The organism is Pseudoalteromonas sp. SW0106-04 (assembly GCF_001293805.1).
In the GTDB taxonomy this organism is placed as follows: domain Bacteria; phylum Pseudomonadota; class Gammaproteobacteria; order Enterobacterales; family Alteromonadaceae; genus Pseudoalteromonas; species Pseudoalteromonas ruthenica.
This window is the reverse complement of the sequence record NZ_BCAI01000002.1, coordinates 131,647-155,239: the sequence shown is the minus strand read 5'-3', so window position 1 is coordinate 155,239 and position 23,593 is coordinate 131,647. Positions and strand designations below refer to the sequence as shown.

Sequence of the window (23,593 nt, the reverse complement as noted above, 5' to 3'; positions counted from 1 at the left end):
GATATGCAGATTTATATAAACGAAACGCCTGTTACCGTGCCAGAGCAGGCTGCATTGAGTGAGGCAATCACTGCGTTTGCGGCTAAACCGCCGTTCGCCGCCGCTGTTAATGGCCACTTTGTCGCGCAGCAAGACTATGGGCACACCACCCTGAAAGAAGGCGATAAAGTGGATATCCTTGCACCGATTCAAGGAGGTTAGATGAGCGACGCTTTGACTATCTATGGTCAGTCCTTCAGCAGCCGGCTGCTGATTGGCTCCGCTTTATACCCATCGCCGCAATGCATGCATCAAGCGATTGCCGCCAGTGGCAGTGAAATCGTTACGGTGTCTCTGCGTCGGCAGAACTCTCACGCTGGAGGAGATGACTTTTGGCAGCTGATCAAAGATACCGGGTTAACGGTGCTGCCCAACACCGCAGGTTGCCACAGTGTGCAAGAGGTGATGACCTTGGCACAAATGTGTCGTGAGGTTTTCGCCACCGACTGGATAAAGCTCGAACTCATTGGCGATGACTACAACTTGCAGCCAGACCCTATCGCCCTAGTTACAGCTGCTGAGCAATTATTGGCACAGGGTTTTAAGGTGCTTCCTTATTGCACCGATGATCTGGTAGTGTGCCAGCGTTTAGTGAGCGCTGGCTGTGAAGTGATTATGCCTTGGGCTGCGCCCATCGGTACTGGCAAAGGCATATTAAACCCCTATGCATTGCATACTATTCGCGAGCGCTTACCCGATGTTACGCTGATTGTCGATGCCGGGTTGGGGTTGCCTTCTCACGCCTGCCAAGCCATGGAAATGGGTGTGGATGCCGTGCTACTAAACTCGGCCATAGCAGGAGCCAACGACCCTGTGGTGATGGCACAAGCCTTTGCCAATGCCACCGTGGCTGGCAGACAAAGTTATTTAGCAGGGCCCATGGTGGAAAAGTCGACCGCCGTGCCGTCAACGCCGACGTTGGGCATGCCCGCATGGCACACAATGAGTGAGGATATATGAGTGAAGTAGTATGGACCATTGCCGGCTCTGATAGCGGCGGTGGCGCAGGCATTCAAGCCGACTTAAAAGCGATGCACAGCTTTTCTGTGCATGGATGTAGCGCCATTACCGCACTGACAGCCCAAAACAGCCTGGGCGTGGAGGCACTAAATCCAGTGACACAGGCGGTGCTGGAGTCACAATTGCAAGCCTTAGCCAATGACCTTCGTCCCCAAGCGATCAAGATAGGGATGCTCGCCAATGTGCAGCAAATCCAACTGGTAGCCGAACATTTACGTTATTATCGCGACAACTGGTCGTGCCCTCCTCATGTGGTTTACGACCCGGTGGCCATTGCCACAAGTGGTGATAGTCTGATTGAGGAAGACGCTCAAGACGATATTGCCGATGCCATTAAAACCCATTTATTGCCTTTGGTTGATGTAATCACTCCCAACGTCCACGAAACGCAAATGCTTACCGGCATATACCTTATTGGCCCTGATGCGTTACGTGAAGCAGCGAAACGATTGCAGCAGTGGGGGGCGAAAAGTGTGGTGATTAAAGGCGGACATTGGGACTACCCACAAGGATATTGTGTTGATTACTGCCGTGAAGGTGAACAAGAGTATTGGCTTGGTAACGCCACCATCACCACTCCCCACAGCCATGGCACGGGGTGTACGTTGTCGTCCGTTATTGCTAGTTGCTTGGCTAAGGGGTATCCGCTTAAAGATGCCTTTATTCTTGGCAAAGCCTATATCAATGCCGGGTTGAAAAACGCGCAGCGCTACGGCGAAGGCATAGGCCCGGTAGCGCAAACGCGTTGGCCTAGTGAACTTGCTGATTTTCCGCAAGTGATCGAGCCCGGAAGTTGGCTTGGCGATGAGCTTGATTTTCCATGTGCTGCCGATTTTAACTATGCCGCCGGATTCGCGCCTTGCCCCAAGCAACTAGGGCTTTACGCTGTGGTTGACAGTGTTGATTGGTTGCAGCTGTGCTTGGAGCACGGTGTCAAAACCGTGCAACTGCGCATGAAAAACTCTTATGGCGAGCAGTTAGAAGAAGCTATCAAGCAGGCAATTGCCTTGGGGCGTGCCCACGATGCCCAGGTGTTTATTAATGATCACTGGCAGTTAGCGTTAAAGCATGGCGCGTATGGTGTGCATCTGGGGCAACAGGACTTACATAATGCCAACCTGCGCGCGATTCAAGATGCCGGCATGCGCTTAGGCCTCTCTACTCATGGCTTTTATGAAATGCTGCTAGCGCACAATTACCGACCCAGCTATATCGCCTTGGGTGCGATTTACCCAACCACCACCAAGGATATGACTGGGCAAATTCAGGGCCTGCAGAAGCTGCGTCACTTTGTACCATTGATGCAAGCTCATTACCCTACCGTGGCCATTGGTGGCATAGATTTGACGCGTATCGCTGCGGTGGTCAATACCGGTGTTGGCAGTGTCGCCGTGGTTCGGGCGATAACCGAAGCAGAGCATCCTGCACAGGCGATTGCCCAGCTACAGCAAGCAATCAAGGACGGGCGCAGTGAACAGTGACGCACTCAGTAACAAAGAACGTATCCGTTACGCCCGGCAGTTATTGCTTGATGATGTTGGTGAAGCGGGGCAGTTGCGCCTTAAGCAAGCCACCGTGCTGGTGGTCGGTTGCGGCGGCTTAGGCAGCCCCGCGCTGCTTTACCTTGCCGCCAGCGGCGTGGGTAAAGTGCGGTTTATGGATGATGATGAGGTCGAGCTATCTAACCTCCAGCGGCAAATTTTGTTCAAGCTTAATCATCTCGGACAAGCTAAAACGAAGGCGGCGAATAAAGTATTAGCTAGCTTAAATAGCGATATTACCCTAGAGCCGCTGTGCCAACGGGCGAGCGCGCACACTCTAAGCACGGCGTTGTCAGGGTGTGATTTAGTGCTTGATTGCAGTGATAACTTTGAAACCCGTTATCTGCTCAATAAAACCTGCAAAGAGGCGCAGGTGCCGCTGCTCAGCGGCGCTGCGGTGGGACACCAAGGACACCTTGCGTTGTTCGACTTTGGCGATAGCACTTCTCCCTGTTATGCCTGCCTGTTTCCGCCGCACAGTGATAACCCCACCGCCAATTGCGCCACACTCGGGGTGATTTCGCCCTTGCTAGGCATTGTTGGTGCACAACAAGCTATGCTCGCCATTAACTATTTGCTTAAGGGCAATGGAGCGGCCGTGTTGCACTGTGTTGATGGCGAGACTTTGCGCCATAGGGCAATACAGTTGCAGAAAGACCCGCAGTGCCCCTGTTGCGGGTAATAAAAAAGCCAGCGAGGTTGCTGGCTTAACATACTAAAAAGCGGGGATTAACCTGCAAATGCGTCTTGAAGCGGTGGCACTACCTGCTTTTTGCGACTAAGTACGCCGTCTAACCATACCTGAGAGTCAGCGACTTGTTCGCCGTAGGCTCTTTCGATGATGCCTTCATCAGCGGAAGCGATAAGCATTTGCGAGCCTTCGTTCATGATGTCGGTGAGCAACAACAGTACACTGTGGCGGCTGCCCTCTTCTTTAAGCTTAGCAAGATCAGCATGTAATTCGGCTTTTATGTTGTCAAATACCGCCAGGTCGATAACCTCTAACTGACCGATGCCCACTAGGTTGCCATTCATATTGAAGTCTTTAAAGTCACGCATGACCAAATCACGCACTGGCGTGCCTTCAACGGCTGATTTAACCTTGAACATTTCCATGCCGAGCTCTTTGGCATCGTCAACACCAGCGATCTCTGCAAGGGCCTCAACACACTTGATATCGGCGGTGGTGCAAGTCGGCGACTTGAAAATCACCGTGTCACTTAAAATAGCGCACATCATCAAACCGGCGATATCTTTTGGAATATCGACGCCGTAGAAGTCATACATCATTTTAATGATGGTGTTTGAGCAGCCGACCGGGCGAATCCAACATTCAAGCGGTGTTGATGTGGTTAAATCGCCTAGTTTGTGGTGATCGACCACGCCGACTACAGTCGCTTGGTCAATATCATCAGGGGCTTGAGTTTTCTCTGTGTGATCAACAATATACACCTCTTCCCCAGCGTAGCTCATTTTCAGTTCTGGCGCTTCGAAGCCAAAACGGTCAAGGATGAACTGGGTTTCCGGTGATACCTCGCCTAAACGCGTAGGGATCGCCTCTTCACCAATTTGATTTTTTAAGTACGCCAGTGCAATTGCACCACAGATCGAATCAGAATCAGGGATCTTGTGTCCCACTACATACATTGCCATATCGACTCTCCTAAATATTTTGCCGTTATTGTAGCAATAATTTTTAGCTCTGCGGTAGCGGCAAATGGGCTGCTTGGGCACGACTTTTTGGTTACACTGGGGGGATTAATTCCTATAGGGCATAAACCATGGCTGCAATTAAACTTTCGCGCAAAGGGTGGAATAACTTAATTATTTTCGCCATGTTGATTATGATCTTTGTATTCAATGGCTTACATCATAGGCTTGGTGGCGATGATGAACCGAAAGGGCCGCAACCCTTGTTACCCGCGCAGAGTTATATTCTTACTTTAGAATATCCCGGCATAAAAATTGAGCGTATTGGCACCAGCTGGCGTATGCAACAGGACAGCGATGCGGCGCAACCAAGCGCTGACATTCAAACGCTAGAAGCCAATGTTGGCGCTTGGCAACAACTAAGAGCGCCGTTAGCTGAGCCGCTTGGCGGAGCGCCTCTTTTAGCCGCAACCTTAACGCTTGCAGGAGAGCCAACCCCCTATGTTTATGTGCTCTATAAAGACCAGCAGCACTATCGATTATTTAACAAGCAACAGCAGCGCTGGTATAGCTTAACGACACATCAAGCGCAGCAGCTGTTTATACAATTAGCGAGTAACTAACTTATGCCTGAGCTTCCCGAAGTCGAAGTAAGCCGTTTAGGCATTGCCCCCCACATTGAAGGGCAAACCATTACCCAAGTAAATGTTCATCAACCGCAACTGCGTTGGCCGGTGAGCGAACAGATCTATGCCCTAGCAGGTAACGTCATTACTCAGGTAAGTCGTCGTGCAAAGTATTTGCTGCTGCACTGCGATGAGGGGGCGGTGATTTTACACCTAGGTATGTCCGGGCATTTGCGGGTAGTTGATAGCAACACGGCGCTGAAAAAGCACGACCATATTGAGTTTCAGTTTGCGAACGGCCTGAGTTTGCGCCTTAATGACTCGCGCCGCTTTGGCGCATGTTTGTGGCAGCCTCTGGACAGTGTGCACTCGGTATTCCAAAAATTAGGGCCAGAGCCACTGACCGCTGACTTTGATGCGCAGTGGCTGTTTGCGCGCTCTCGTAATAAGAAGCAGCCCATTAAGCAGTTTATTATGGATAACCAGGTGGTGGTTGGGGTCGGTAATATCTATGCCAATGAATCTTTGTTCAAAGCTGGGATTCACCCTAAGCGCGAAGCCGGGAAAGTCAGCCTTGCACGCTATCAAAAACTCACACCGTTAATAAAGGAGACCTTAGCGGCGGCGATTGAGCAGGGGGGCACGACATTAAAAGATTTCTCCCAAAGCGATGGTAAACCCGGTTACTTTGCGCAGCAATTATTGGTCTATGGCCGTAAAGGGGAGCCTTGTACAAGTTGTGCGACTACGCTGACGGAAATACGTTTAGGCGGGCGCTCAACGGTTTACTGTAAAAAGTGTCAGCGCTGAGGTGGGCGGCCAAGGGGTGTCCTTGGCCAATTGATTTTGCTATAGCTCGAAGGGGGCAACACCGACGCCAGCTATTTTGTAGCCGGTTTTTGCGATTTCACCGCTCCAGCTATCAGCCTGCATGACCCCGGTCACCACTATCGCGTCATAGAGGCTATCGATCGGCACACCATTTTTCATGGTCACATGCACAATTTGATTCGGTGGTGGTGGCGGCACATGGATACATGCGCCAAAATAAGGCACTAAGAGAAACTCAGTTATGGACTCGTTGTCGCCCTCCAAAGGCACCACAAAGCCGGGAAGGCTTACGGTTTTGCCATTGTATTTTTGTACCACTGGGGCATCTAAATTTGGCTGCACCCAGTTTTGCTCACTGCCCTCGTGGCTTGATGAATTATTGCGTGTATCGACGGCAACATGACCTTCTGGCACCAGGTCTTCCCAAAAAATTTCCAGGGGCTCATTGGCCATTGCCGAGCCTGTCAACGCGGTGCTCAAAAGCACCAAACTTGCGTAAATAAACTTCATAAATATCCTAGGTTTTAATGCTCATACCATCGTTTAGCGAGTAGAAATAAGCGCGTGCTGCCGGCAGTATTCCGACAATCCAGCCAGCGATAATGATACCTGCGACTAAGCTCAGTTCATAGCCTGACAAAGGAGTGATATTCAAGCTAATGCCAGCATGAGCTTGCAGCAAAGACCGACTGGCCCACATGGCGGCGTAAAATAAGCCACATCCCAAGGCGGTGCCAATAACGCTGATCAGCACGGCTTCCATACTCATTAAGGAAAAAATATGCCACGGCTTGGCACCCACAGAACGTAAAATAGCGAGCTCCCGGCGCCGTTGCGACAGGTTTGCCAGCAAGGTGGTAAGCATCCCTAGCAGGCTGACACTGACCACCACCAAGGAAAACAACAGCAAGATTTTTTCTACGATGGCAAGCATTTCCCAGAGTTGACTCAGGGTCACTGTGGGCATAATCGCCATCAATGGCTCAGGCTGATATTGGTTGATATTGTGACGTACTTGTAAGCTGTATAGTGGGCTGTCGAAGCCAAGTAAAAAGGCACTAATCTGTTTCGGTGTACCGACTAAATCTTGGTGCGGTGCGTGTTTTTGCCCATGGTGTTGGTCATGTTCATGGCGTTCGCTTGGGTGAGATGTATGCTCATCGTGCTCGTGCTCGTGCTCGTGCTCGTGCTCGTGCTCGTGCTCGTGCGAGTCGGCTTGAGCGCTGCCGTGCATCAGCGCAATTGCTTTTAACGGCACATGCACCGACTTATCCACTGGGGTGCCGGTCGGCGCCAGTATACCAACGATGGTCAGGGGGTTATCATCATGTTGGTCAAAGCTGGTGTTGCCCATGCCATGAGCAACAACAATGTTGTCGCCAAGTTGATAGCCCAATGTTTGAGCAACGTCAGCGCCAAGCACCACTTCGTTTACGTCGGCAAAAGCGTGGCCCTGGGCAAAGCGCAAGGGCTGCTTCTTAGCATAGCGAAAGTGCTCAAAATAACTTAAGTCGGTGCCGATTACCGCAAAGCCTTTGTGGGCATCACCGAGCGACAGTGGAATACTCCAAGCAACGCCACGCTTACTACTAATGGCTTGATAGCTTTGCCAGCTAACGCCATTGTTCATATGGCCAATGCGAAATACTGAAGCTAGTAATAGTTGGATATCGCCGGTACGCGCGCCAACAATCAAGTCGGTGCCCGAGATGGTATTGGCGAAGCTCGATTTGGCATCCACACGTACTCGTTCAATACTCAACAGCATCATAACGCTAATGGCAATGGTCAAGACACTGAGTAATACGCTGGCCTTACGGTTGAATAAGCTTTTGCTGGCGAGTTTTAGCAAAATCATGACGCCACTCCTGCAAGCTGATTAACTTCACTTAGGCTCACCACCTTAGAGAACAGCGGCGCGAGGGATTTTTCATGGCTCACAAACACCACTGTGGCGCCGGTCTTGTCGGTTTGCTGAAACAGCAACTCGATAAACGCCTTGCGGTTGTCCTCATCAAGGGCGGAAGTGGGTTCATCGGCGATGATCACTTCGGGCTCACCAATGACCGCCCGCGCTGCGCCTACGCGTTGCTGCTGACCGATACTCAAGGTATTGACCGCTTGATGATGATGGCTAACATCTAAACCGAGCTGAGTAAGCAAGGTGGCTGCCAGTTCGTTCATTGCCATACCGGCGCGTTGCGCTCGTTGGCGGCGAACAGCGGAAAAAGCCAGGGCTAAGGTGACATTGTCGATAGGGCTAAGGTAGGGCAGTAAATTAAAGTTTTGAAAAATATAGCCAAGGTGATCGGCACGAAACTGATCGCGTTTGGCGCTGCTCAGGGCGCTGAGATTGGTATCGGCAATGCGAATGTGCCCGCGTTGCGGGGTTTGGATCCCCGCCAGTAACGACAGGAGCGTTGATTTACCGGTGCCGCTGGGGCCGTGTAAAAAAACATGCTCACCTTTTTTTATGTGCAACGAGTCTATTGCTAGAGTGGGCGTGTGGTGTTCACCATGCCAAGAAAACCATAGCTTTTCTATTTCAATCATCACGTTCAATACCGCTGACTTGCAATTGTTGTTACTGTATCACAGTCATGTTTTAGGGCCAGCGCAATGCGATCAACGGCCCGTTACCAACGCCAATATGCCAATTTCTTACGCATCTTAAACTGGCGCAGCAAATTAAGGGGCTTGGCTTTTAGCTCAGCGCCGTCACTGATAATTAAATCATTAGTTGCCGCCAATACCCGCTCACTTGAGCGACCATCTTGATACGGGTGCAGTTGCTGGCAGAAAGACTCGATATTAGCCATTAACTCAGGCGGTCGGGTCAGCGCTTGGTCTATTGCCGCTTCAACCTGCGTCGCATCGGTTACATTGAGAAGGTGCGCTGCAGGGGCTTGATTATTAAAAGTAACCACCGGACGACGCAGTAATAAAAACATCAGTAGAATCGAAGAAGTATCACAGAGCATCACGTCCGCTGCTTGCAACAGGGGAATAACATTGTCGGTTTCAACAAAGTTGAGGGTGTCATTTTGCATGGCTTTATATTGCGCCACGATATCTGCACTCATCTTCGGGTGGAACTGCACTAAAATACGGTATTTACCGCTATCGCGAAGCTCTTTAATGTGCTCAACCAACACTGGGGCCAGTGACAAGCGCTTGGAAAAGGTTGAACAAATCAATAAAGTCGGGCGCGAGTCAGTGCTGCTATAAGGGTTATTAGATGGGGGACTAAACAGTGGGTCGAGCATTGACCAACCCGTTTCGCGGACACGAAAAAAACCATGTTGCTTGGCTAACTGGGTAAAGGGCTCAGTGGTATTTGGGCCTTGAGTACAGTATAAATCAAAGCAACCACGAATGGTGAAATGGTCGTTTTTGCCGCGACTATTTAACTTGCCCGCGTCAAAGCCATGAAACACAGCGACCTTCTTACCAGGAAAAAAGGTGGGCATGATATTCGCTGGTGCAAACGCTGCGTGAGGCTGCCACTGGCGAATCTCATCAACAGTTAATAACTGAGATTCGTCCGCAGCTAGGAAATCAGGGTTAACTTCATCGCCTTGTAAAAACCACTTTACTTCACCGCCATGAGCGCGGATAACCTGTTGTAAAGGGCGTAAGATCGCATAGGAGTAATTTTGCGAAATATACATAAGGTATCGCTTGCCCTGAGTGCTGCTCGCTAAATCCACCGTCGTGCCCCTATAGCAAAAAGATGTTGTTTAGTTTACCGCAATATTAACTTTAAATGACAGGTACAAGGGCTAACCAGTGTCGAGAATAAAAAAGATAGGACAAAAGTCCGCTTTGTTGCGGCGATTATCTTTATCTTCGCTGCCAGCTGAACTATCATAGCGCGCTCACAGCCTCGGTCGGTGTATCGAAATTAGCCCTTGTTTGGAGTAACCATGAGCAACTACAAAGTCTTAGATGTAAACGATGATCTACCTATTCGCACTCAAGGTCCGGTGCACAGCGGCAAAGTGCGTTCCGTTTACTGGTTAACCGAGCAAGACAGTGCTCGCTTAATTGCAGAGAAAGGGTATGCGGTGCCACAGGGGACCGAGTTGGCAATTATGGTTATCTCCGATCGGATCTCGGCGTTTGATTGTATTTGGCAAGGTGAGCAGGGCTTAAACGGCATTCCGGGCAAGGGCATTGCACTGAATGCTGTGGCTGCGCACTGGTTTAAACAATTTGATGCCGCTGGACTTGCTGGCAACCATATTGTGGATATTCCACACCCATACGTATGGATTGTGCGTAAAGCCAAAACAGTAAAAGTGGAAGCCATTGCTCGTCAATATATCACTGGCAGCATGTGGCGTGATTACGACAAAGGTATTCGCTCTTTCTGCGGCATTGATTTACCTGAGGGGCTCACCGCGAACCAAAAGTTAGACGAAGTGCTGATCACGCCATCGACCAAGGGCATTATTGAGGGGCTAGATGACGTGCCAGCCGTGGATGATGTAAATATCACGCGCAAAAACATCACCGATAACCTAGATGCATTCAACTTTAGCTCAGCAGCTGATGTGGCAAAGTATGAGCACTTATTGGTGCAAGGATTTAATGTGATCAGCGCTGAGCTGGCGAAGTTAGATCAAATCTTTGTCGATACTAAGTTCGAATTCGGTTACGTCGAAGACATGCAGGGCAATGAGCAGTTAATCTACATTGATGAGGTAGGTACGCCAGACTCTTCACGTATTTGGGATGGTCCCGCATACCGCGATGGTAAAATCATTGAAAACTCCAAAGAGGGGTTTCGTCAGCTACTTATCAATAATGTCCCCGACAGCGATGTGTTGCTAAATAAAGAGCGCATGGCTGAGCGTGAGCAACTCGCTCAAGACTATAAGCTGCCGGTTGAAGTAATGATGCAAGTGTCTGACACTTACGTTGGCATTGCTAGTAAAATCATTGGTGAGTCACTGCCTATTCCTACCGACCCGCGCAGTGAGATTATAGCGGTGCTCAAGGAGCAATATCAGCTTATCGATTAGTCCTATTCGGGTCACAAAGTATGCCGCCACAATGATATTGGCGGCATTTTTATAGGTAGTCAGGGTACAATTAGGCAAACAATTCGGTTTTTTAGTATGATGGGCGAATGTTTTTTCCGCTTTGCACCGTTGTATGAAGGTTTTTTTCGACGTTTTACACCTGTACTACTTGCCTCAATATTTACCTGTTATCGATGAGCTTAATCAACGTGGTGCACAGACCGTGGTGGTGCTTTATAAGCAAGAAGACGCGGCGCTCAATGCGGCCGCAGAATATGCAATAAAGGCCCATGATTTAAATGCGCATTGGCTGCAAAGTGAATCACAAGCGCTCGCGTTTTATCGTCAATGCGGCGCTGATTGGGTTATATTTGGTAAGGCTTTCGCGGCTATTGCAGAGCTAAATAGCATAGTAAAAACGGCGTTGATGCAGCACGGCATTGGCCCCAAGGCGTGTTATTATGATGCCTCGAATAATGCAACTTCAGTGCGCTTTGTTGAAGGTCAGCACCGTTTGAACCGCTTACACACACTTTATCCAGACTCGACGTTTGCTGACACTGGATACGCCAAGTTAGACCCATTATTGAGTCAACCACAGTATCCGTTACCAAGCCATAAAGACTTCGGCCTTGATGCCAGCAAGCCCACGGTGCTTTACGCTCCGACTTTTTATCCAAGCTCGCTGGAGCGGCTGCCTAAAAACTGGCTGGCAAACCTGACACACTGCAATGTAATTATTAAGCCGCATTATTTTTCGCAAACAAAAGACAAATATCAAAAGCACCAACGCTTATTACAGCGATGGCAGCAGTATGAGCATGTGTATGTGAGTCAACTTGAAGAGTTTAATTTAGTCCCTTTTATGGCGCTCGCTGATGTCTTGGTGTCGGATGCGTCGTCGGCTATTTTTGAGTTCTTTGCGTTGGGTAAGCCGGTAGTGTGGTGCAACTTCTACAAGCTCAGATGGTCTTACCGAGGGCCTTTTGCGTACCGCTTTAAAGCGCGTTTAGACGATGATATCGACTACTTTGAGCCGCTGTGCTTTAAAGCAGATAGAGCTTCTGATGTGATAAGGGCCATTGAAGAGGCATTACATCAGCCACAAAAATTTCATAACCAACAAAACCAAACCACGATAGAACGCCTAGCAGGGAAGCTTGACGGCAACAGTGCGAAGAGAATAGTAAGCTACCTATATGACAACTAAAATAATAACGTTCGGTACTTTTGATGTATTTCATGTCGGCCATGTCAATATCCTAGAACGTGCCGCAGCGCTTGGCGATGAGCTGATAGTGGGGGTATCTTCCGATGCCCTGAATGTACGAAAAAAAGGCCGTGCTCCGGTCTATGCGCAAGCAGATCGTATGAATATCATTGCCGCGTTAAAGTGTGTATCCGATGTGTTCTTAGAGCAGTCTTTAGAACTCAAGCGCCATTATATTGAAACCTACAATGCGGACATGTTAGTGATGGGCGATGATTGGCAAGGTAAGTTCGATGACCTCAAAGAGGTATGTGAGGTCGTCTACTTACCCCGTACTCCCTCTATTTCTACCACAGAGATAATTGAGGTGGTGCGCCAGCCAGAGTTCTGCTAACGTCGAACTCCACTTGCAAGCGCAAAAGGTGCTATCGACATGGAACAACAGATATCAGTGGCTGAATTGGCATCAAAGCTAGATAAGCCCGGGTTGATAATTTTCGATGCCGGCATGCTGTTACCGGGTAAATCTGGCACATACTCGCCAGCGACGGTGATCCGAGGTGCTCGACGGTTTGATATAAAATCGGCGTTGGCGGATCACAACAGCCCTTGGCCCAACATGTTGTGCAGCGCCGAACAGTTCGAGCATGAAATGCGCGTCGCTGGTGTCAATATAGACTCCGAAGTTGTTGTTTATGACGATCAGGGGTTGTTCAGTGCCGCACGTGCGTGGTGGATGTTCAAAGCTTTTGGCTTTGATAATGTTAAAGTATTACGCGCAGGCCTACCTGCTTGGCGCAGTGCCGAGTTACCGGTGCAGCAAGGTTGGAGTGAGCCGCCAGCCCAAGGTAACTTTGTGGCGCAGCCACGAGCAGGCTACTTTATTGATGCTGAGCAAGTGCTCACGAGTATAGACCAGCGCCACATTTTATTATTGGATGCACGTCCGGCGCCACGCTTTAATGGCACGGCAGAAGAGCCCCGTGAGGGCATGCGCAGCGGACATATTCCGCACTCTGCTAACTTGCCGTATGCGCGGTTAATTAAAGACGGCGCCTTATTAGACGTTGCGGCATTGCAGCAGTGCTTTAATGACTTGGTTGCCCCAGATGTGCAGCAGTTACAATTTAGCTGTGGCTCCGGGATCACCGCTTGCATCCTTGCGCTTGCTGCCTATGAATGCGGCTATCGGAATCAACAAGTGTATGACGGCTCCTGGAGTGAATGGGGCGCCCGCCATGACTTACCAATAGAAAAGTAAAAAGGCACCCAAGGGTGCCTTTATGTTATTGGTGATAGCTTAAGCAGGTTTCTACTTCGTCTTTCGAGCCGAGAATCACCGCGACACGCTGGTGAATTTGCTGCGGCTCTACTTCCATAATCCGCTGCTCGCCCGTACTTGCCAAACCTCCAGCTTGTTCAATCAGCATAGCCATCGGGTTGGCTTCATAAAGGAGGCGAAGTTTGTAAGGCTTGTCGGGGTTTTTAGTATCGGCCGGATAGGTAAACAGGCCGCCGCGACAGAGCACGCGATGGACATCGCCGACCATGGCGGCTATCCAGCGCATATTAAAGTTTTTGCCACGTGGGCCGCTCTTACCGGCAAGTAAATCGGCGATGTATTGCTGCATCGGTGCTTGCCAATGTCGTTGGTTAGAGGCATTAATTGCGAATTCTTGGGTCTGTGCTGGCACCGAAGCAAAATCTTGCGTTAGCAAGAAGCTGCCGTGGGTTCTATCTAAGGTGAAAAGGCGAGTGCCCTTACCTGTGGTGAGCGCCAGCATCGTTGATGGGCCATATAAAACATAACCCGCCGCGACCTGTTGCTCACCTTTTTGTAGGAAAATAGCTGGATCGCTGGCATCGGCCTCTTTAGGTACGCGCATCACCGAGAAAATAGTGCCCACGAGGGAATTAATATCGGTATTAGAAGAACCATCAAGCGGGTCAAAGGCTACAATGTAGTCGGCCTCAGGGTTACCGGCTACGGTCCCTTCTTCCTCTTCAGAGGCAATGGCTTTAACATAACCTGACTCCAACAAGATATCTTTGAGGAGTTGGTTCGATAACACGTCTAGTTTCTTTTGTGTTTCACCTTGAATATTCTCATCTAAGGTGGAGCCAAGTACGCCAGAAAGAGCACCTTGACTGACTCGGAAAGAAATCTCCTTACACGCTGCTAAAATGGTGCGAATAAGGGAGATAAGATCGCGTGGGCAACCGTCTTCTAGCAATACCGGAGGGAGTCTGCGCATGCTGTTTTGTTCCTTAGTCTGTTGGGCCTAAGCGGCTGAAAATGTGAGAGAGTACCGCTCAGAATACGCTGTTTATTTATCGTGTTGCGGTTGTAGATTGGCGCCGAGCGGATATACTCAATGGCGATAATTTCTACACTCTACAAACGATACCAATAACAAAGTGAGAACCATGGTGAAACCGCAGATACTACGAATCGCACTGTTCCTCTTGTTGCTGCCTATGATAACCCAAGCGCACGCAGCAATTAAGTCTATCAGCCAGTTTACGCAAAATATGAGCAAGTATCCTGGTTATTTCACATTTTACTATGCCAATGATGAAGGCAAACTGTACTTGGAAGTAGATAAACTTAAACAGCCGTTTTTGCTGCAACAAAGCTTACCTTATGGTGTCGGTTCGAACGATATTGGATTAGATCGCGGTCAGTTGGGCAATACCTATTTGGCGCAGTTTGAGCGCATGGGTAACAAGGTGATGTTACGTGCCCTGAATAGCTATTATCGAGCCTCTAGCAGTAATCAGGCGGAACAGCAAAGCGTGCGTGAAGCGTTCGCCTCAAGCATCCTCCATGGGTTTGAAATTAAAGCGCTCACCGATACTCGGGTGGTGATTGATTATACTCCCTACCTGCTGAGTGATGTACATGGGGTGAGCCGCACTTTAGCGGCGCGTAAGCAAGGCCACTTTAACTTAGACACCTCACGTAGCGCCGTGCACATGCCGCGCAGTAAGTCTTTTGTGAACAATACCGAGTTGGAAGCGGTGCTAACGTTTAGCGGCACTAAGCCTGGTGAATACGTAAAGCAGGTCAGTGCCGACCCTTATGCGCTGACGGTGCATATGCATCATTCATTGATTGCATTGCCAGACGACAATTATCAACCGCGCGAGTTTCACCCGCAGTCGGGTTATTGGAGTATCGAGCATAAAGACTATTCGGCGCCACTGGGGGAAAGCATGTATGTACGCTATATCCCGCGCCATCGACTGGAGAAAAAACACCCGAATAAAGCCATAAGTGAAGCCGTTAAGCCCATCGTTTACTACCTTGACCCCGGGGTGCCAGAGCCGGTGCGCACAGCATTACTCGATGGTGCCAAGTGGTGGAACACAGCCTTTGAAAAGGCGGGCTACAAAAATGCCTTCCAAGTGAAAATGCTGCCTGAGCATGCCGACCCCATGGATGTGCGCTATAACGTGATTCAGTGGGTGCACCGCGCCACGAGGGGCTGGTCTTACGGTGGCTCAGTGATTGATCCGCGTACCGGAGAGATTATCAAAGGTCATGTAACCTTGGGATCGCTACGTGTACGCCAAGACATTTTAATAGCCGAAGCCTTGGCTGCCCCTTATAAAAAGGGTGATGAGGTGACCGATAAGCTACAAGCCATGGCGCTTGATCGCATCCGTCAACTCAGTGCGCATGAAATAGGCCACACCTTAGGGATCGCTCATAACTTTGCCGCCTCAAGCCATGCCCGAGCCTCGGTCATGGATTATCCGCACCCGTTAGTGGCGCTCAATCAGCAAGGTCAGTTAGATACCACCAAGGGCTATGCCAAAGGTATGGGGCTGTGGGATGAGCAAGTAATTAAATATGGCTACAGTGATTTTCGTGGCCAGGACGAAGCCGAACAGTTGCATGCTATTTTGGCGCAAAATCGTGAATTGGGGTTAGAGTTTATCTCTGATCGCGATGCCCGAGCTCAAGGCGGCGCCCACCCCAGCGGTCACCTATGGGATAATGGTGAAGACCCGGCCGCTGAGCTACAACGTGTGATGCAAGTGCGCAAACAGGCACTGGCGCGATTTGGTATCGAGAATGTCAAAGCGGGCACCTCCTTATCGCAGCTGGAGGAAGTGTTAGTGCCCTTGTATCTATTTCACCGCTATCAAGTTGAGGCGGCGGTGAAGTTAGTCGGGGGCGTTGATTACAGTTATGAAGTGCGCAGTGCGCAACCGGTACAAGGAACCCAGGTTGTTGCTCGAGAGCGCCAACAAAGTGCGTTCCAAGCGCTATTGACAACTCTCGATGCGCAGCAGTTAGTGTTACCCGAGAGTGTGGTGGCGTTGATCCCGCCGAAAGCCTATGGCGAATACCCAACCCGTGAAAGTGTAAAAGGGCGTACCGGGATCACCCTTGATGCCATGGCGCTTCCTGAGGTGGCGGCAAATCATACATTAGCACTGCTGTTTCACCCTGAACGCCTGAATCGCCTTGCCCAACAAGGGGCCCGTAGCGAGCAAGCGTTTGGGCTCGATAACTTACTTGAGCAGTTTGTTGCCCGCATCTTTGATAATGAGCATCCCAGCGCGATGGCGGCGAAAGTGCAACATCGCATTCAATGGTTGAGTGCTCAGCATTTTGTTAATTTAGTCAGTAGCGACAAAGTGGCACCTGAAGTCCAAGCTCAATTTAAGTACTACTTACGGCAAATTGCTGATGACTACCAACAAGACAAGCTGCTGGGCAGCGTGAGTAGTGGCGAGAGTGCCTTTAAACAACACCTGGCCGATGCCATTAACCAATTCTTGGAGCGCGGTCAGTGGCCGCAAAGCTTTAAACCTTTACCTATGCCGCCGGGTTCACCTATCTAAGTTATTTTGGCATCATATAGAGCCGCTCAGTATAACTAAGGTACTGAGCGGCTTTCTTTTCGCCAATGGAAAATTCTATGCACATACATATTCTCGGCATTTGCGGCACCTTTATGGGCGGTATCGCCGCTATTGCGAAGGCTTTAGGGCATCAGGTAACTGGCTGTGATGAAAATGTTTACCCACCTATGAGCACCCAACTGGAGCAGCTGGGGATTGAACTCGTACAGGGCTATGATCCGAGCCAACTTAATCCAGCTCCCGATGTGGTTATTATTGGTAACGCCATGAGTCGCGGCAACCCCTGTGTTGAGTATGTATTAGATAAAGGCTTGCGCTATACCTCTGGCCCTGAGTGGTTAAAGGAGCACCTACTGCGTGACAGTTGGGTGCTTGCTGTGGCCGGCACTCATGGTAAAACCACCACGGCTAGTATGTTAGCGTGGATACTGGAGTACGCAGGACTCAAGCCGGGCTTTCTCATTGGCGGAGTGGTGCAAAACTTTGGCGTGTCAGCGCGCCTCGGTGAGACGCCTTTTTTTGTTATTGAGGCGGATGAGTACGATACCGCATTTTTTGATAAGCGCAGCAAGTTTGTCCACTATCTGCCACGGACCTTAGTATTAAATAACTTAGAGTTTGATCACGCCGATATATTTCCAGACTTAGCGGCAATACAAACCCAGTTTCATCACCTGATGCGTACTTTACCAGGCAGCGGCAAGGTGATTTATCCGCAACAGGATAACGCCTTGGCAGAAGTGATCGACCGAGGCTGTTGGAGCGAATATGAAGTATTGGCCCCGCAGCAATGGCATTATCGTCTGCGTAGCGCCGATGGCAGCGCCTTCGACGTACTTTATCAGGGCGAAATGCAAGGCTGCGTAAACTGGCAAGCGATTGGCGAGCACAACGTGAATAACGCTTTGATGGCTATCGCCGCCGCGCGTCACGCCGGAGTGGCGGTGGCAACCAGTATTGCTGCACTCGAGCAGTTTCAATCGCCAAAACGGCGTATGGAATTAAAGGGCCAAGTAGCGGGCGTCACCGTTTATGACGATTTTGCTCATCACCCTACCGCAATTGCCACTACCCTGGCCGGGCTTCGTGCTAAGGTAGGCGATGAGCGTATTATTGCAGTGCTGGAGCCGCGTTCGAACACCATGAAAATGGGCGTGCATAAAGACACCCTGATGGCGTCATTGCAGGCAGCTGATAACTGCTTTTTATACCAGCCCCCCGGTTTGGGGTGGTCATTGACAGAGCAAGCTGACAAAGCGGGTGCGCACTGTGAACACGATATTGATACGCTAGTAGAGAACATCATTGCCGAAGCCGCGCCAAACAGCCATATATTGGTTATGAGTAATGGCGGCTTTGGCGGCATTCACCAACGTTTACTGGATGCCTTAGCGAATAAGGAAAAGGTATGAGCCAATTCAAAGAACCAATCACCTTAGCCTTTAGTGGCGCTTCAGGCGCACCCTATGGTTTGCGTTTGCTCGAAGTGTTACTTCAGCAAGGGCACCAGGTGTTTGTGTTAATTTCCAGTGCGGCGCGGGTGGTGCTCGACACCGAATCGAACATCAAACTCTCTGCGAATGAGCAAAAAGCCACTGCACAGTTGAGCGAGCGCTTTGGCGCCGAATCCGAACAACTGCAGGTGTTTGGCAAAGACAACTGGTTTAGTCCTGTGGCTTCGGGCTCGGCGGCACCGAAAAAAATGGTGGTGTGCCCATGTAGCGCTGGCGCAGTATCCGCCATTGCTGTTGGTGCCTCGGACAATCTCCTTGAGCGTGCAGCGGACGTGGTCATTAAAGAACGCGGACAGTTAATTTTAGTGCCCCGGGAAACGCCTTTTAACGAAATTCATCTTGAGAATATGCTCAAGCTATCGCGCTTAGGGGTCACTATTATGCCAGCGGCGCCGGGCTTTTATCATCAACCGCAGAGTATTGCTGAGTTGGTGGACTTTATGGTGGCGCGGATCCTCGACCACCTCGCAATCGAACAACAATTGACCTCACGTTGGGGTTATGGAGAGCAAAAGTAAATGACAGTGGCATTGAATATTGAAGGACTCACCAAAACCTATAAAAATGGCGTACAAGCAGTGAAAGGGATCGACCTGCAAGTACAGCAAGGCGACTTTTTTGCTTTGTTAGGCCCCAATGGTGCCGGTAAGTCGACCACCATCGGGGTGATTTCATCGTTAGTGAACAAAACCTCAGGTAAAGTCGAAGTATTTGGCCACAACATTGATACTGACCTAGAGGCGGCGAAGTCAGAGTTGGGCTTAGTACCACAAGAGTTCAACTTCAGTCAGTTTGAAACCCTGCAACAAATCCTGGTGAACCAGGCGGGCTATTATGGTGTGCCGCGTGGCGAAGCCCATAAACGTGCAGATAAGTACCTAAAGCAATTAGGTTTACTGGATAAAAAAGACAAACAAGCACGTAGCCTCTCCGGGGGGATGAAACGCCGATTAATGATTGCACGGGCGTTAATGCACGAGCCCAAGTTGCTTATCTTGGATGAGCCAACGGCCGGGGTTGATATCGAACTCCGACGCTCGATGTGGGACTTTTTGCGTGAAATTAACCGCCAAGGAGTGACCATTATCCTAACCACTCACTACCTCGAAGAGGCGGAGTTGCTGTGTAAAAACATCGCTATTATTGACCAAGGTATTATTGTTGAGCACACCACGATTAAAGCATTGCTAGCTAAGTTGGACAAAGAAACCTTTATTCTCGATTTGCAACAACCGGCAAAGCCGGTGAGCTTGCCTGGCTACGAATTCACCCTGAGCGATGAGCACACCGTTGAGGTGGAAGTGGCGAAATCACAAGGTTTGAATGAGGTCTTTAATGCCTTAACAGCGCAAGGCAACACGGTATTGAGTATGCGCAATAAGGCTAACCGCCTGGAAGAGTTGTTTGTGGGTTTGTTGAATCAAGAGCGAGGACAGTCTTAATGTTGAAGTATGGCGTAGCGCTAAAAAGTATTTGGATTAAAGAGTGTATTCGCTTTTTGCGTATCTGGGTGCAAACCCTTGTGCCTCCGGCGATTACCATGACCTTGTACTTCGTTATCTTTGGCAGTTTAATTGGCTCGCGTATCGGCGAAATGGGCGGCTTTACCTACATGGAGTTTATTGTCCCCGGGCTTATTATGATGTCGGTGATCACCAACTCCTACTCGAATGTGGCCTCTAGTTTTTACTCTACTAAGTTTCAAAAAAGCATTGAAGAGCTGCTGGTGGCCCCTGTGCCGAATTACATTATTGTATTGGGGTACATGGGTGGAGGTATGGCTCGTGGCATGCTCGTGGGCTTAATGGTGACCTTAGTGTCGCTGTTTTTTGTCGATATCCAAATTCATAATATATTTGTGATTGTCGCCACGGTTATTCTGACCTCAGCAGTATTCGCTCTAGGTGGATTGATCAACGCGGTTTATGCCAATAGTTTCGATGACATCAGCATCATCCCGACATTTGTGCTCACACCGTTGACCTACCTTGGCGGGGTGTTTTATTCCATTACTCTGCTACCTGAGTTTTGGCAGGGGGTGTCGCAAATCAACCCGATCATTTACATGGTTAATGCCTTTAGATTTGGCTTTTTAGGGGTGTCGGATGTCAATATTTGGGTGTCATTTGCGGTGCTGCTACTGTTTATCACCGCCTTATTTACCTTGGCACTGACTTTAATTCGCAAAGGTGTGGGGTTACGTCACTGATGGTTGATGCAAGTTCTCGCGCGATTGTTTCGAACCAGCCGAGCCTTCATGACAAGCTCGATGATATCGTCACTAAGCATCTTAATGCTGAGTTTAAAAAACCGATCGCCGCGCACACTCAGCGCGCTTTTGACGAAGTAAACGATAAAGTACAACAAGCCAATGGGCCTATCATCTTAGATTCCTGTTGTGGTGTGGGTGAAAGTACCGCCAATTTAGCTAAAGTGCACCCTGATGCCTTGATTATTGGTGTTGATAAGTCAGCGCATCGTTTGCACAAACACGACGTGCAGTACCGCCAAGATGAGGGGGGAGAGTACCTGCTAGTGCAAGCAGACTTGAATGACTTTTGGCGCTTGGCAAAGCAAGCTCAGTGGCAACCGAGTCATCATTACTTGCTCTATCCGAACCCTTGGCCCAAGGCTAAGCACATCCAACGTCGCTGGCACGGCGCTGCTATTTTCCCGACTATTGTTGCCTTAGGCGGTCGCTTAGAGCTGCGCAGCAATTGGCATATTTATGTTCGTGAGTTCGCCAGAGCATTGCAATTGGCAGGGCACCCAACGGCTGTTGAGCCTTATCATAGCGACACCGCGATCACGCCGTTTGAACGCAAGTATTGGGCAAGTGGCCAAAGCAGTTATCGTTTGGTTGTCGATTTATAAACACTAGCCGAGTGTTACTCGGCTTTTTTCTTCTCGCCAACCTTTGGCTCTTCACCTTTGAATAAACGCACCATATTAGCGCGGTGGCGAAAAATAATGACGACGGTTAAAAACGTGACAGGCAGAGTGTATAGGGGTTTAATCAACCAAGTGTATAGTGGCGCTAACGACACGGTTACCAATGCTGCCAACGACGAATAGCGAGTCAGCGCAACGACACTGGCCCAAGTAAGAATAAGCAATCCCCCGAGTGATAAACCTATCGGCAGTAAGGCCCCAAAGGCGGTGGCCACGGCTTTGCCGCCCTTAAAGCCAAAAAAGAGTGGGTAGATATGCCCTAAGCATGCGGCCACGGCAACCAAGCCTAAATAGATAGGATCTATGCCCATAAAGTAGGCTCCCCATACGGGTATGGTGCCTTTTAAAATATCAAAGCACAGCACCATCACCGCAGGCAGTCTGCCACCTAAACGATAAACATTCGTGGCACCGGGATTTTTTGAGCCCGCTTTTCTTGGGTCTGGCAATGCAAACAGATGACAAATCAGTACTGCCGATGAGACCGAGCCTAGGAGGTAGGCAAAAATGCACATTAACGCCGCTAACACTGTCATCCTTATTTTTTAATTGTACGTTTTGGGCTATTATCGCCGCTCATTGTTTATTTGAGCAGTTTGTCTGGCTCAGGGTACTGAGTTTAACGCCGCGTAGGTATCCGACCAGCTGGCATTGGAGCCGAAGAGATGGATAAAGTCTATATATCGCAACTAAAGGTCGACACCATAATAGGAGTGTACGACTTTGAGAAAGAATGTAAACAGAGCCTGTATTTTGACATCGAAATGGATTGTGATATTGCCGCTGCGGCAGCGAGCGATGACCTATCTCAGACAATAGATTATGCCGAAGTGAGCCGCCGTGTGACCGAGCACTGTATTGCGAAACCGGTCGAGCTGTTGGAAACCCTTTTAGAGCAGTTAGCGGCACTCATCCTAGCAGAGTTTGCCACCAATAAGGTGAGTATCAAGGTCAGCAAACCTGCAGCCGTACCGCAAGCACAAACGGTGGGGGTGATGATCACCCGTAGCAAGCACTAGTTATGGCGCGTATTTACATCAGCTTGGGCTCTAATATCAACAAGCGCGAAAACTTAAGCAAAGGTTTATCTGCACTACGCTATTATTTCGGCGCCTTAGAGCACTCGAGTGTGTTTGAAAGTGAAGCGGTCGGCTTTAATGGCAGTAACTTTTATAACTCGGTTGCTGGCGTCGATACCGATATGACGCTGCATCAAGTGTGCGCTTTATTAAAGCAAATTGAACGTGAGCATGGTCGTACTCCGGCAGATAAAAAGTTTAGTCCACGCACGTTGGACCTCGACTTACTCTTTTACGACGATGTGATTTGCGATACGCCAGCGCAACTACCGCGAGATGAAATTACTAAAAATGCTTTTGTGCTTTGGCCTTTATTTGAAATAGCCCCGGATTTTTACCACCCCATTGCGCAAGCGACCATCGCTGAGCTTTGGCAGGGTTATGATAAATCTCAACAAAAACTATGGAAGGTAGCTTTCGAATGACCATTCTTGCGATCATCGTTTTAGCCATTATACAGGGCCTCACTGAATTCTTACCTATTTCCAGCTCGGCACACCTTATTTTGCCATCACAGCTTTTAGGCTGGCAGGATCAAGGTTTAGCTTTTGATGTTGCCGTGCATGTCGGCTCGTTGCTGGCGGTGATGATTTATTTTCGTAAAGAGATTGGCGATATTGTTGTTGCTTGGTTTAAATCGTTTGGCTCTCAGGGCGCAAGCGATGACAGTCGTCTTGGCTGGTACATTTTGCTGGCCACAATTCCTGCTGGGTTAGCGGCGCAAGTATTTGAAGACTTGATAGAACAGCACTTACGTGCTGCTATTGTTATTGCCATTACCACCATTTTCTTCGGTCTGGTTTTGTGGTGGGCAGATTTTAAAGCCAAAGAAACTAAGAATATCTATCAGCTGAACTGGAAATCGGCTCTGTTGATTGGTATTGCGCAAGCTGTTGCGCTAATCCCGGGCACCTCGCGCTCAGGTATTACCATGACCGCCGGCCTATTTTTGGGCTTAAATAAGCAAAGCGCGGCACGCTTTTCGTTTTTACTCTCAGTGCCGGTGATTGGCGGTATGGGACTGATTAAAACGGTGCAGTTGGCGACAGGCGATACCGCGGTTGATTGGCAAGCACTGACCCTCGGTGCTGGGCTTTCATTTGTCGCCGCCTATGCTTGTATCTTCCTATTTTTAAAATACATTGAGCGCATGGGAATGCTGCCATTTGTTGTTTATCGCTTAATCTTAGGGGTAGGGCTATTGGCCTTTTTGCTTTATAGCTAGT

Annotated in this window: 26 protein-coding genes; 19 read left to right on the top strand and 7 right to left on the bottom strand. The window is 49.5% G+C overall.

Going from position 1 to position 23,593, the window contains the following annotated elements; all coding sequences use genetic code 11:
- Positions 1–3 precede the first annotated feature (3 nt).
- The 4 genes from thiS to W04_RS03275 are packed head-to-tail and all read left to right on the top strand — an operon-like array spanning position 4 to position 3,282.
- Positions 4–201: a sulfur carrier protein ThiS gene (gene thiS / locus W04_RS18840; protein WP_053909793.1), complete on the top strand. Its 198-nt coding sequence runs from the start codon at positions 4–6 to the stop codon at positions 199–201.
- Positions 202–999 (top strand): thiazole synthase, encoded by a 798-nt coding sequence (locus W04_RS03285; RefSeq protein WP_053909792.1) that lies wholly within the window; start codon positions 202–204, stop codon positions 997–999.
- Entirely contained in the window at positions 996–2,540 is a 1,545-nt protein-coding gene (gene thiE, locus W04_RS03280) for a thiamine phosphate synthase (RefSeq protein ID WP_053909791.1), read from the top strand. The genes W04_RS03285 and thiE overlap by 4 nt, the downstream gene beginning before the upstream one ends.
- Positions 2,530–3,282 carry a HesA/MoeB/ThiF family protein gene (locus tag W04_RS03275; RefSeq protein ID WP_053909790.1) on the top strand — a complete coding sequence of 251 codons (753 nt, stop codon included), beginning with the start codon at positions 2,530–2,532 and terminating at the stop codon, positions 3,280–3,282. The genes thiE and W04_RS03275 overlap by 11 nt, the downstream gene beginning before the upstream one ends.
- Before the next feature lie 47 nt (positions 3,283–3,329).
- Here W04_RS03275 and W04_RS03270 read toward each other — a convergent pair whose 3' ends face one another.
- Complete coding sequence (locus W04_RS03270) at positions 3,330–4,253, bottom strand: manganese-dependent inorganic pyrophosphatase (RefSeq protein ID WP_045979250.1); 924 nt, start codon at positions 4,251–4,253, stop codon at positions 3,330–3,332.
- Between the two features lie 128 nt (positions 4,254–4,381).
- Between W04_RS03270 and W04_RS03265 the strand changes: the two genes are divergently transcribed.
- Positions 4,382–4,873: a hypothetical protein gene (locus tag W04_RS03265; RefSeq protein WP_053909789.1), complete on the top strand. Its 492-nt coding sequence runs from the start codon at positions 4,382–4,384 to the stop codon at positions 4,871–4,873.
- Between the two features lie 3 nt (positions 4,874–4,876).
- On the top strand, positions 4,877–5,686 hold the full coding sequence (mutM, locus tag W04_RS03260; RefSeq protein WP_053909788.1) for a bifunctional DNA-formamidopyrimidine glycosylase/DNA-(apurinic or apyrimidinic site) lyase: 810 nt from the start codon (positions 4,877–4,879) through the stop codon (positions 5,684–5,686).
- A 39-nt stretch (positions 5,687–5,725) separates the two neighbouring features.
- Here mutM and W04_RS03255 read toward each other — a convergent pair whose 3' ends face one another.
- The 4 genes from W04_RS03255 to W04_RS03240 all read right to left on the bottom strand — a co-directional run bounded on the left by W04_RS03255 (position 5,726) and on the right by W04_RS03240 (position 9,378).
- Positions 5,726–6,217, bottom strand: coding sequence for a DUF3299 domain-containing protein (locus W04_RS03255; RefSeq protein WP_022943344.1), 492 nt, complete (start codon positions 6,215–6,217; stop codon positions 5,726–5,728).
- Between the two features lie 7 nt (positions 6,218–6,224).
- The gene (locus W04_RS03250) at positions 6,225–7,565 is read right to left on the bottom strand and encodes an FtsX-like permease family protein (protein ID WP_053909787.1); all 1,341 of its coding nucleotides are present in this window, start codon (positions 7,563–7,565) and stop codon (positions 6,225–6,227) included.
- Complete coding sequence (locus tag W04_RS03245) at positions 7,562–8,260, bottom strand: ABC transporter ATP-binding protein (RefSeq protein ID WP_053909786.1); 699 nt, start codon at positions 8,258–8,260, stop codon at positions 7,562–7,564. Before W04_RS03245 ends, W04_RS03250 begins: the two co-directional genes overlap by 4 nt.
- A gap of 83 nt (positions 8,261–8,343) precedes the next feature.
- Complete coding sequence (locus W04_RS03240) at positions 8,344–9,378, bottom strand: CDP-glycerol glycerophosphotransferase family protein (protein ID WP_053909978.1); 1,035 nt, start codon at positions 9,376–9,378, stop codon at positions 8,344–8,346.
- A 255-nt stretch (positions 9,379–9,633) separates the two neighbouring features.
- Here W04_RS03240 and W04_RS03235 point away from each other — a divergent pair, with 255 nt between their 5' ends.
- From W04_RS03235 to W04_RS03220, 4 genes are all read left to right on the top strand, one after another.
- A complete protein-coding gene (locus W04_RS03235) occupies positions 9,634–10,734 on the top strand; it encodes a phosphoribosylaminoimidazolesuccinocarboxamide synthase (RefSeq protein ID WP_053909785.1) in 1,101 nt (366 codons plus the stop codon).
- 133 nt (positions 10,735–10,867) lie between these two features.
- Entirely contained in the window at positions 10,868–11,944 is a 1,077-nt protein-coding gene (locus tag W04_RS03230; protein ID WP_053909784.1) for a CDP-glycerol glycerophosphotransferase family protein, read from the top strand.
- Positions 11,934–12,338, top strand: coding sequence for an adenylyltransferase/cytidyltransferase family protein (locus W04_RS03225; RefSeq protein WP_045979256.1), 405 nt, complete (start codon positions 11,934–11,936; stop codon positions 12,336–12,338). The genes W04_RS03230 and W04_RS03225 overlap by 11 nt, the downstream gene beginning before the upstream one ends.
- Before the next feature lie 39 nt (positions 12,339–12,377).
- A complete protein-coding gene (locus tag W04_RS03220) occupies positions 12,378–13,205 on the top strand; it encodes a sulfurtransferase (RefSeq protein WP_053909783.1) in 828 nt (275 codons plus the stop codon).
- A 25-nt stretch (positions 13,206–13,230) separates the two neighbouring features.
- Here W04_RS03220 and W04_RS03215 read toward each other — a convergent pair whose 3' ends face one another.
- Positions 13,231–14,199: a class 1 fructose-bisphosphatase gene (locus W04_RS03215; RefSeq protein ID WP_053909782.1), complete on the bottom strand. Its 969-nt coding sequence runs from the start codon at positions 14,197–14,199 to the stop codon at positions 13,231–13,233.
- A 172-nt stretch (positions 14,200–14,371) separates the two neighbouring features.
- Here W04_RS03215 and W04_RS03210 point away from each other — a divergent pair, with 172 nt between their 5' ends.
- The 6 genes from W04_RS03210 (at position 14,372) to W04_RS03185 (ending at position 21,210) form a co-directional block, all read left to right on the top strand.
- A complete protein-coding gene (locus tag W04_RS03210; protein WP_053909781.1) occupies positions 14,372–16,801 on the top strand; it encodes a zinc-dependent metalloprotease in 2,430 nt (809 codons plus the stop codon).
- 77 nt (positions 16,802–16,878) lie between these two features.
- Complete coding sequence (gene mpl, locus W04_RS03205) at positions 16,879–18,234, top strand: UDP-N-acetylmuramate:L-alanyl-gamma-D-glutamyl-meso-diaminopimelate ligase (RefSeq protein WP_053909780.1); 1,356 nt, start codon at positions 16,879–16,881, stop codon at positions 18,232–18,234.
- Positions 18,231–18,854, top strand: coding sequence for a flavin prenyltransferase UbiX (locus W04_RS03200; RefSeq protein ID WP_053909779.1), 624 nt, complete (start codon positions 18,231–18,233; stop codon positions 18,852–18,854). The genes mpl and W04_RS03200 overlap by 4 nt, the downstream gene beginning before the upstream one ends.
- Complete coding sequence (locus tag W04_RS03195; protein ID WP_022943356.1) at positions 18,855–19,778, top strand: ABC transporter ATP-binding protein; 924 nt, start codon at positions 18,855–18,857, stop codon at positions 19,776–19,778.
- Positions 19,778–20,545, top strand: a complete 768-nt coding sequence (locus W04_RS03190) for an ABC transporter permease (protein WP_053909778.1) — start codon at positions 19,778–19,780, stop codon at positions 20,543–20,545. The genes W04_RS03195 and W04_RS03190 overlap by 1 nt, the downstream gene beginning before the upstream one ends.
- Positions 20,545–21,210 (top strand): tRNA (guanosine(46)-N(7))-methyltransferase TrmB, encoded by a 666-nt coding sequence (locus W04_RS03185; protein ID WP_053909777.1) that lies wholly within the window; start codon positions 20,545–20,547, stop codon positions 21,208–21,210. Before W04_RS03190 ends, W04_RS03185 begins: the two co-directional genes overlap by 1 nt.
- A gap of 14 nt (positions 21,211–21,224) precedes the next feature.
- Here the strand turns inward: W04_RS03185 and plsY are convergent, their stop codons facing one another.
- Positions 21,225–21,818, bottom strand: coding sequence for a glycerol-3-phosphate 1-O-acyltransferase PlsY (gene plsY / locus W04_RS03180; protein ID WP_022943359.1), 594 nt, complete (start codon positions 21,816–21,818; stop codon positions 21,225–21,227).
- A gap of 135 nt (positions 21,819–21,953) precedes the next feature.
- Between plsY and folB the strand changes: the two genes are divergently transcribed.
- From folB to W04_RS03165, 3 genes are read left to right on the top strand one after another with little or no spacing between them, the layout of a single operon-like run.
- Positions 21,954–22,307: a dihydroneopterin aldolase gene (gene folB, locus W04_RS03175; protein ID WP_022943360.1), complete on the top strand. Its 354-nt coding sequence runs from the start codon at positions 21,954–21,956 to the stop codon at positions 22,305–22,307.
- A 2-nt stretch (positions 22,308–22,309) separates the two neighbouring features.
- Positions 22,310–22,792 (top strand): 2-amino-4-hydroxy-6-hydroxymethyldihydropteridine diphosphokinase, encoded by a 483-nt coding sequence (gene folK / locus W04_RS03170; protein ID WP_053909776.1) that lies wholly within the window; start codon positions 22,310–22,312, stop codon positions 22,790–22,792.
- Positions 22,789–23,592 (top strand): undecaprenyl-diphosphate phosphatase, encoded by an 804-nt coding sequence (locus W04_RS03165; RefSeq protein WP_053909775.1) that lies wholly within the window; start codon positions 22,789–22,791, stop codon positions 23,590–23,592. The genes folK and W04_RS03165 overlap by 4 nt, the downstream gene beginning before the upstream one ends.
- Position 23,593 lies beyond the last annotated feature (1 nt).

What these genes read in the sequence shown, in the direction of transcription:
- thiS (WP_053909793.1), top strand. Translation starts at nt 4, where the DNA reads ATGCAGATTTATATAAACGAAACGCCTGTTACCGTGCCAGAGCAGGCT.
- W04_RS03285 (WP_053909792.1), top strand. Translation starts at nt 202, where the DNA reads ATGAGCGACGCTTTGACTATCTATGGTCAGTCCTTCAGCAGCCGGCTG.
- thiE (WP_053909791.1), top strand. Translation starts at nt 996, where the DNA reads ATGAGTGAAGTAGTATGGACCATTGCCGGCTCTGATAGCGGCGGTGGC.
- W04_RS03270 (WP_045979250.1), bottom strand. Translation starts at nt 4,253, where the DNA reads ATGGCAATGTATGTAGTGGGACACAAGATCCCTGATTCTGATTCGATC.
- W04_RS03265 (WP_053909789.1), top strand. Translation starts at nt 4,382, where the DNA reads ATGGCTGCAATTAAACTTTCGCGCAAAGGGTGGAATAACTTAATTATT.
- mutM (WP_053909788.1), top strand. Translation starts at nt 4,877, where the DNA reads ATGCCTGAGCTTCCCGAAGTCGAAGTAAGCCGTTTAGGCATTGCCCCC.
- W04_RS03255 (WP_022943344.1), bottom strand. Translation starts at nt 6,217, where the DNA reads ATGAAGTTTATTTACGCAAGTTTGGTGCTTTTGAGCACCGCGTTGACA.
- W04_RS03250 (WP_053909787.1), bottom strand. Translation starts at nt 7,565, where the DNA reads ATGATTTTGCTAAAACTCGCCAGCAAAAGCTTATTCAACCGTAAGGCC.
- W04_RS03245 (WP_053909786.1), bottom strand. Translation starts at nt 8,260, where the DNA reads ATGATTGAAATAGAAAAGCTATGGTTTTCTTGGCATGGTGAACACCAC.
- W04_RS03240 (WP_053909978.1), bottom strand. Translation starts at nt 9,378, where the DNA reads ATGTATATTTCGCAAAATTACTCCTATGCGATCTTACGCCCTTTACAA.
- W04_RS03235 (WP_053909785.1), top strand. Translation starts at nt 9,634, where the DNA reads ATGAGCAACTACAAAGTCTTAGATGTAAACGATGATCTACCTATTCGC.
- W04_RS03230 (WP_053909784.1), top strand. Translation starts at nt 10,868, where the DNA reads ATGAAGGTTTTTTTCGACGTTTTACACCTGTACTACTTGCCTCAATAT.
- W04_RS03225 (WP_045979256.1), top strand. Translation starts at nt 11,934, where the DNA reads ATGACAACTAAAATAATAACGTTCGGTACTTTTGATGTATTTCATGTC.
- W04_RS03220 (WP_053909783.1), top strand. Translation starts at nt 12,378, where the DNA reads ATGGAACAACAGATATCAGTGGCTGAATTGGCATCAAAGCTAGATAAG.
- W04_RS03215 (WP_053909782.1), bottom strand. Translation starts at nt 14,199, where the DNA reads ATGCGCAGACTCCCTCCGGTATTGCTAGAAGACGGTTGCCCACGCGAT.
- W04_RS03210 (WP_053909781.1), top strand. Translation starts at nt 14,372, where the DNA reads ATGGTGAAACCGCAGATACTACGAATCGCACTGTTCCTCTTGTTGCTG.
- mpl (WP_053909780.1), top strand. Translation starts at nt 16,879, where the DNA reads ATGCACATACATATTCTCGGCATTTGCGGCACCTTTATGGGCGGTATC.
- W04_RS03200 (WP_053909779.1), top strand. Translation starts at nt 18,231, where the DNA reads ATGAGCCAATTCAAAGAACCAATCACCTTAGCCTTTAGTGGCGCTTCA.
- W04_RS03195 (WP_022943356.1), top strand. Translation starts at nt 18,855, where the DNA reads ATGACAGTGGCATTGAATATTGAAGGACTCACCAAAACCTATAAAAAT.
- W04_RS03190 (WP_053909778.1), top strand. Translation starts at nt 19,778, where the DNA reads ATGTTGAAGTATGGCGTAGCGCTAAAAAGTATTTGGATTAAAGAGTGT.
- W04_RS03185 (WP_053909777.1), top strand. Translation starts at nt 20,545, where the DNA reads ATGGTTGATGCAAGTTCTCGCGCGATTGTTTCGAACCAGCCGAGCCTT.
- folB (WP_022943360.1), top strand. Translation starts at nt 21,954, where the DNA reads ATGGATAAAGTCTATATATCGCAACTAAAGGTCGACACCATAATAGGA.
- folK (WP_053909776.1), top strand. Translation starts at nt 22,310, where the DNA reads ATGGCGCGTATTTACATCAGCTTGGGCTCTAATATCAACAAGCGCGAA.
- W04_RS03165 (WP_053909775.1), top strand. Translation starts at nt 22,789, where the DNA reads ATGACCATTCTTGCGATCATCGTTTTAGCCATTATACAGGGCCTCACT.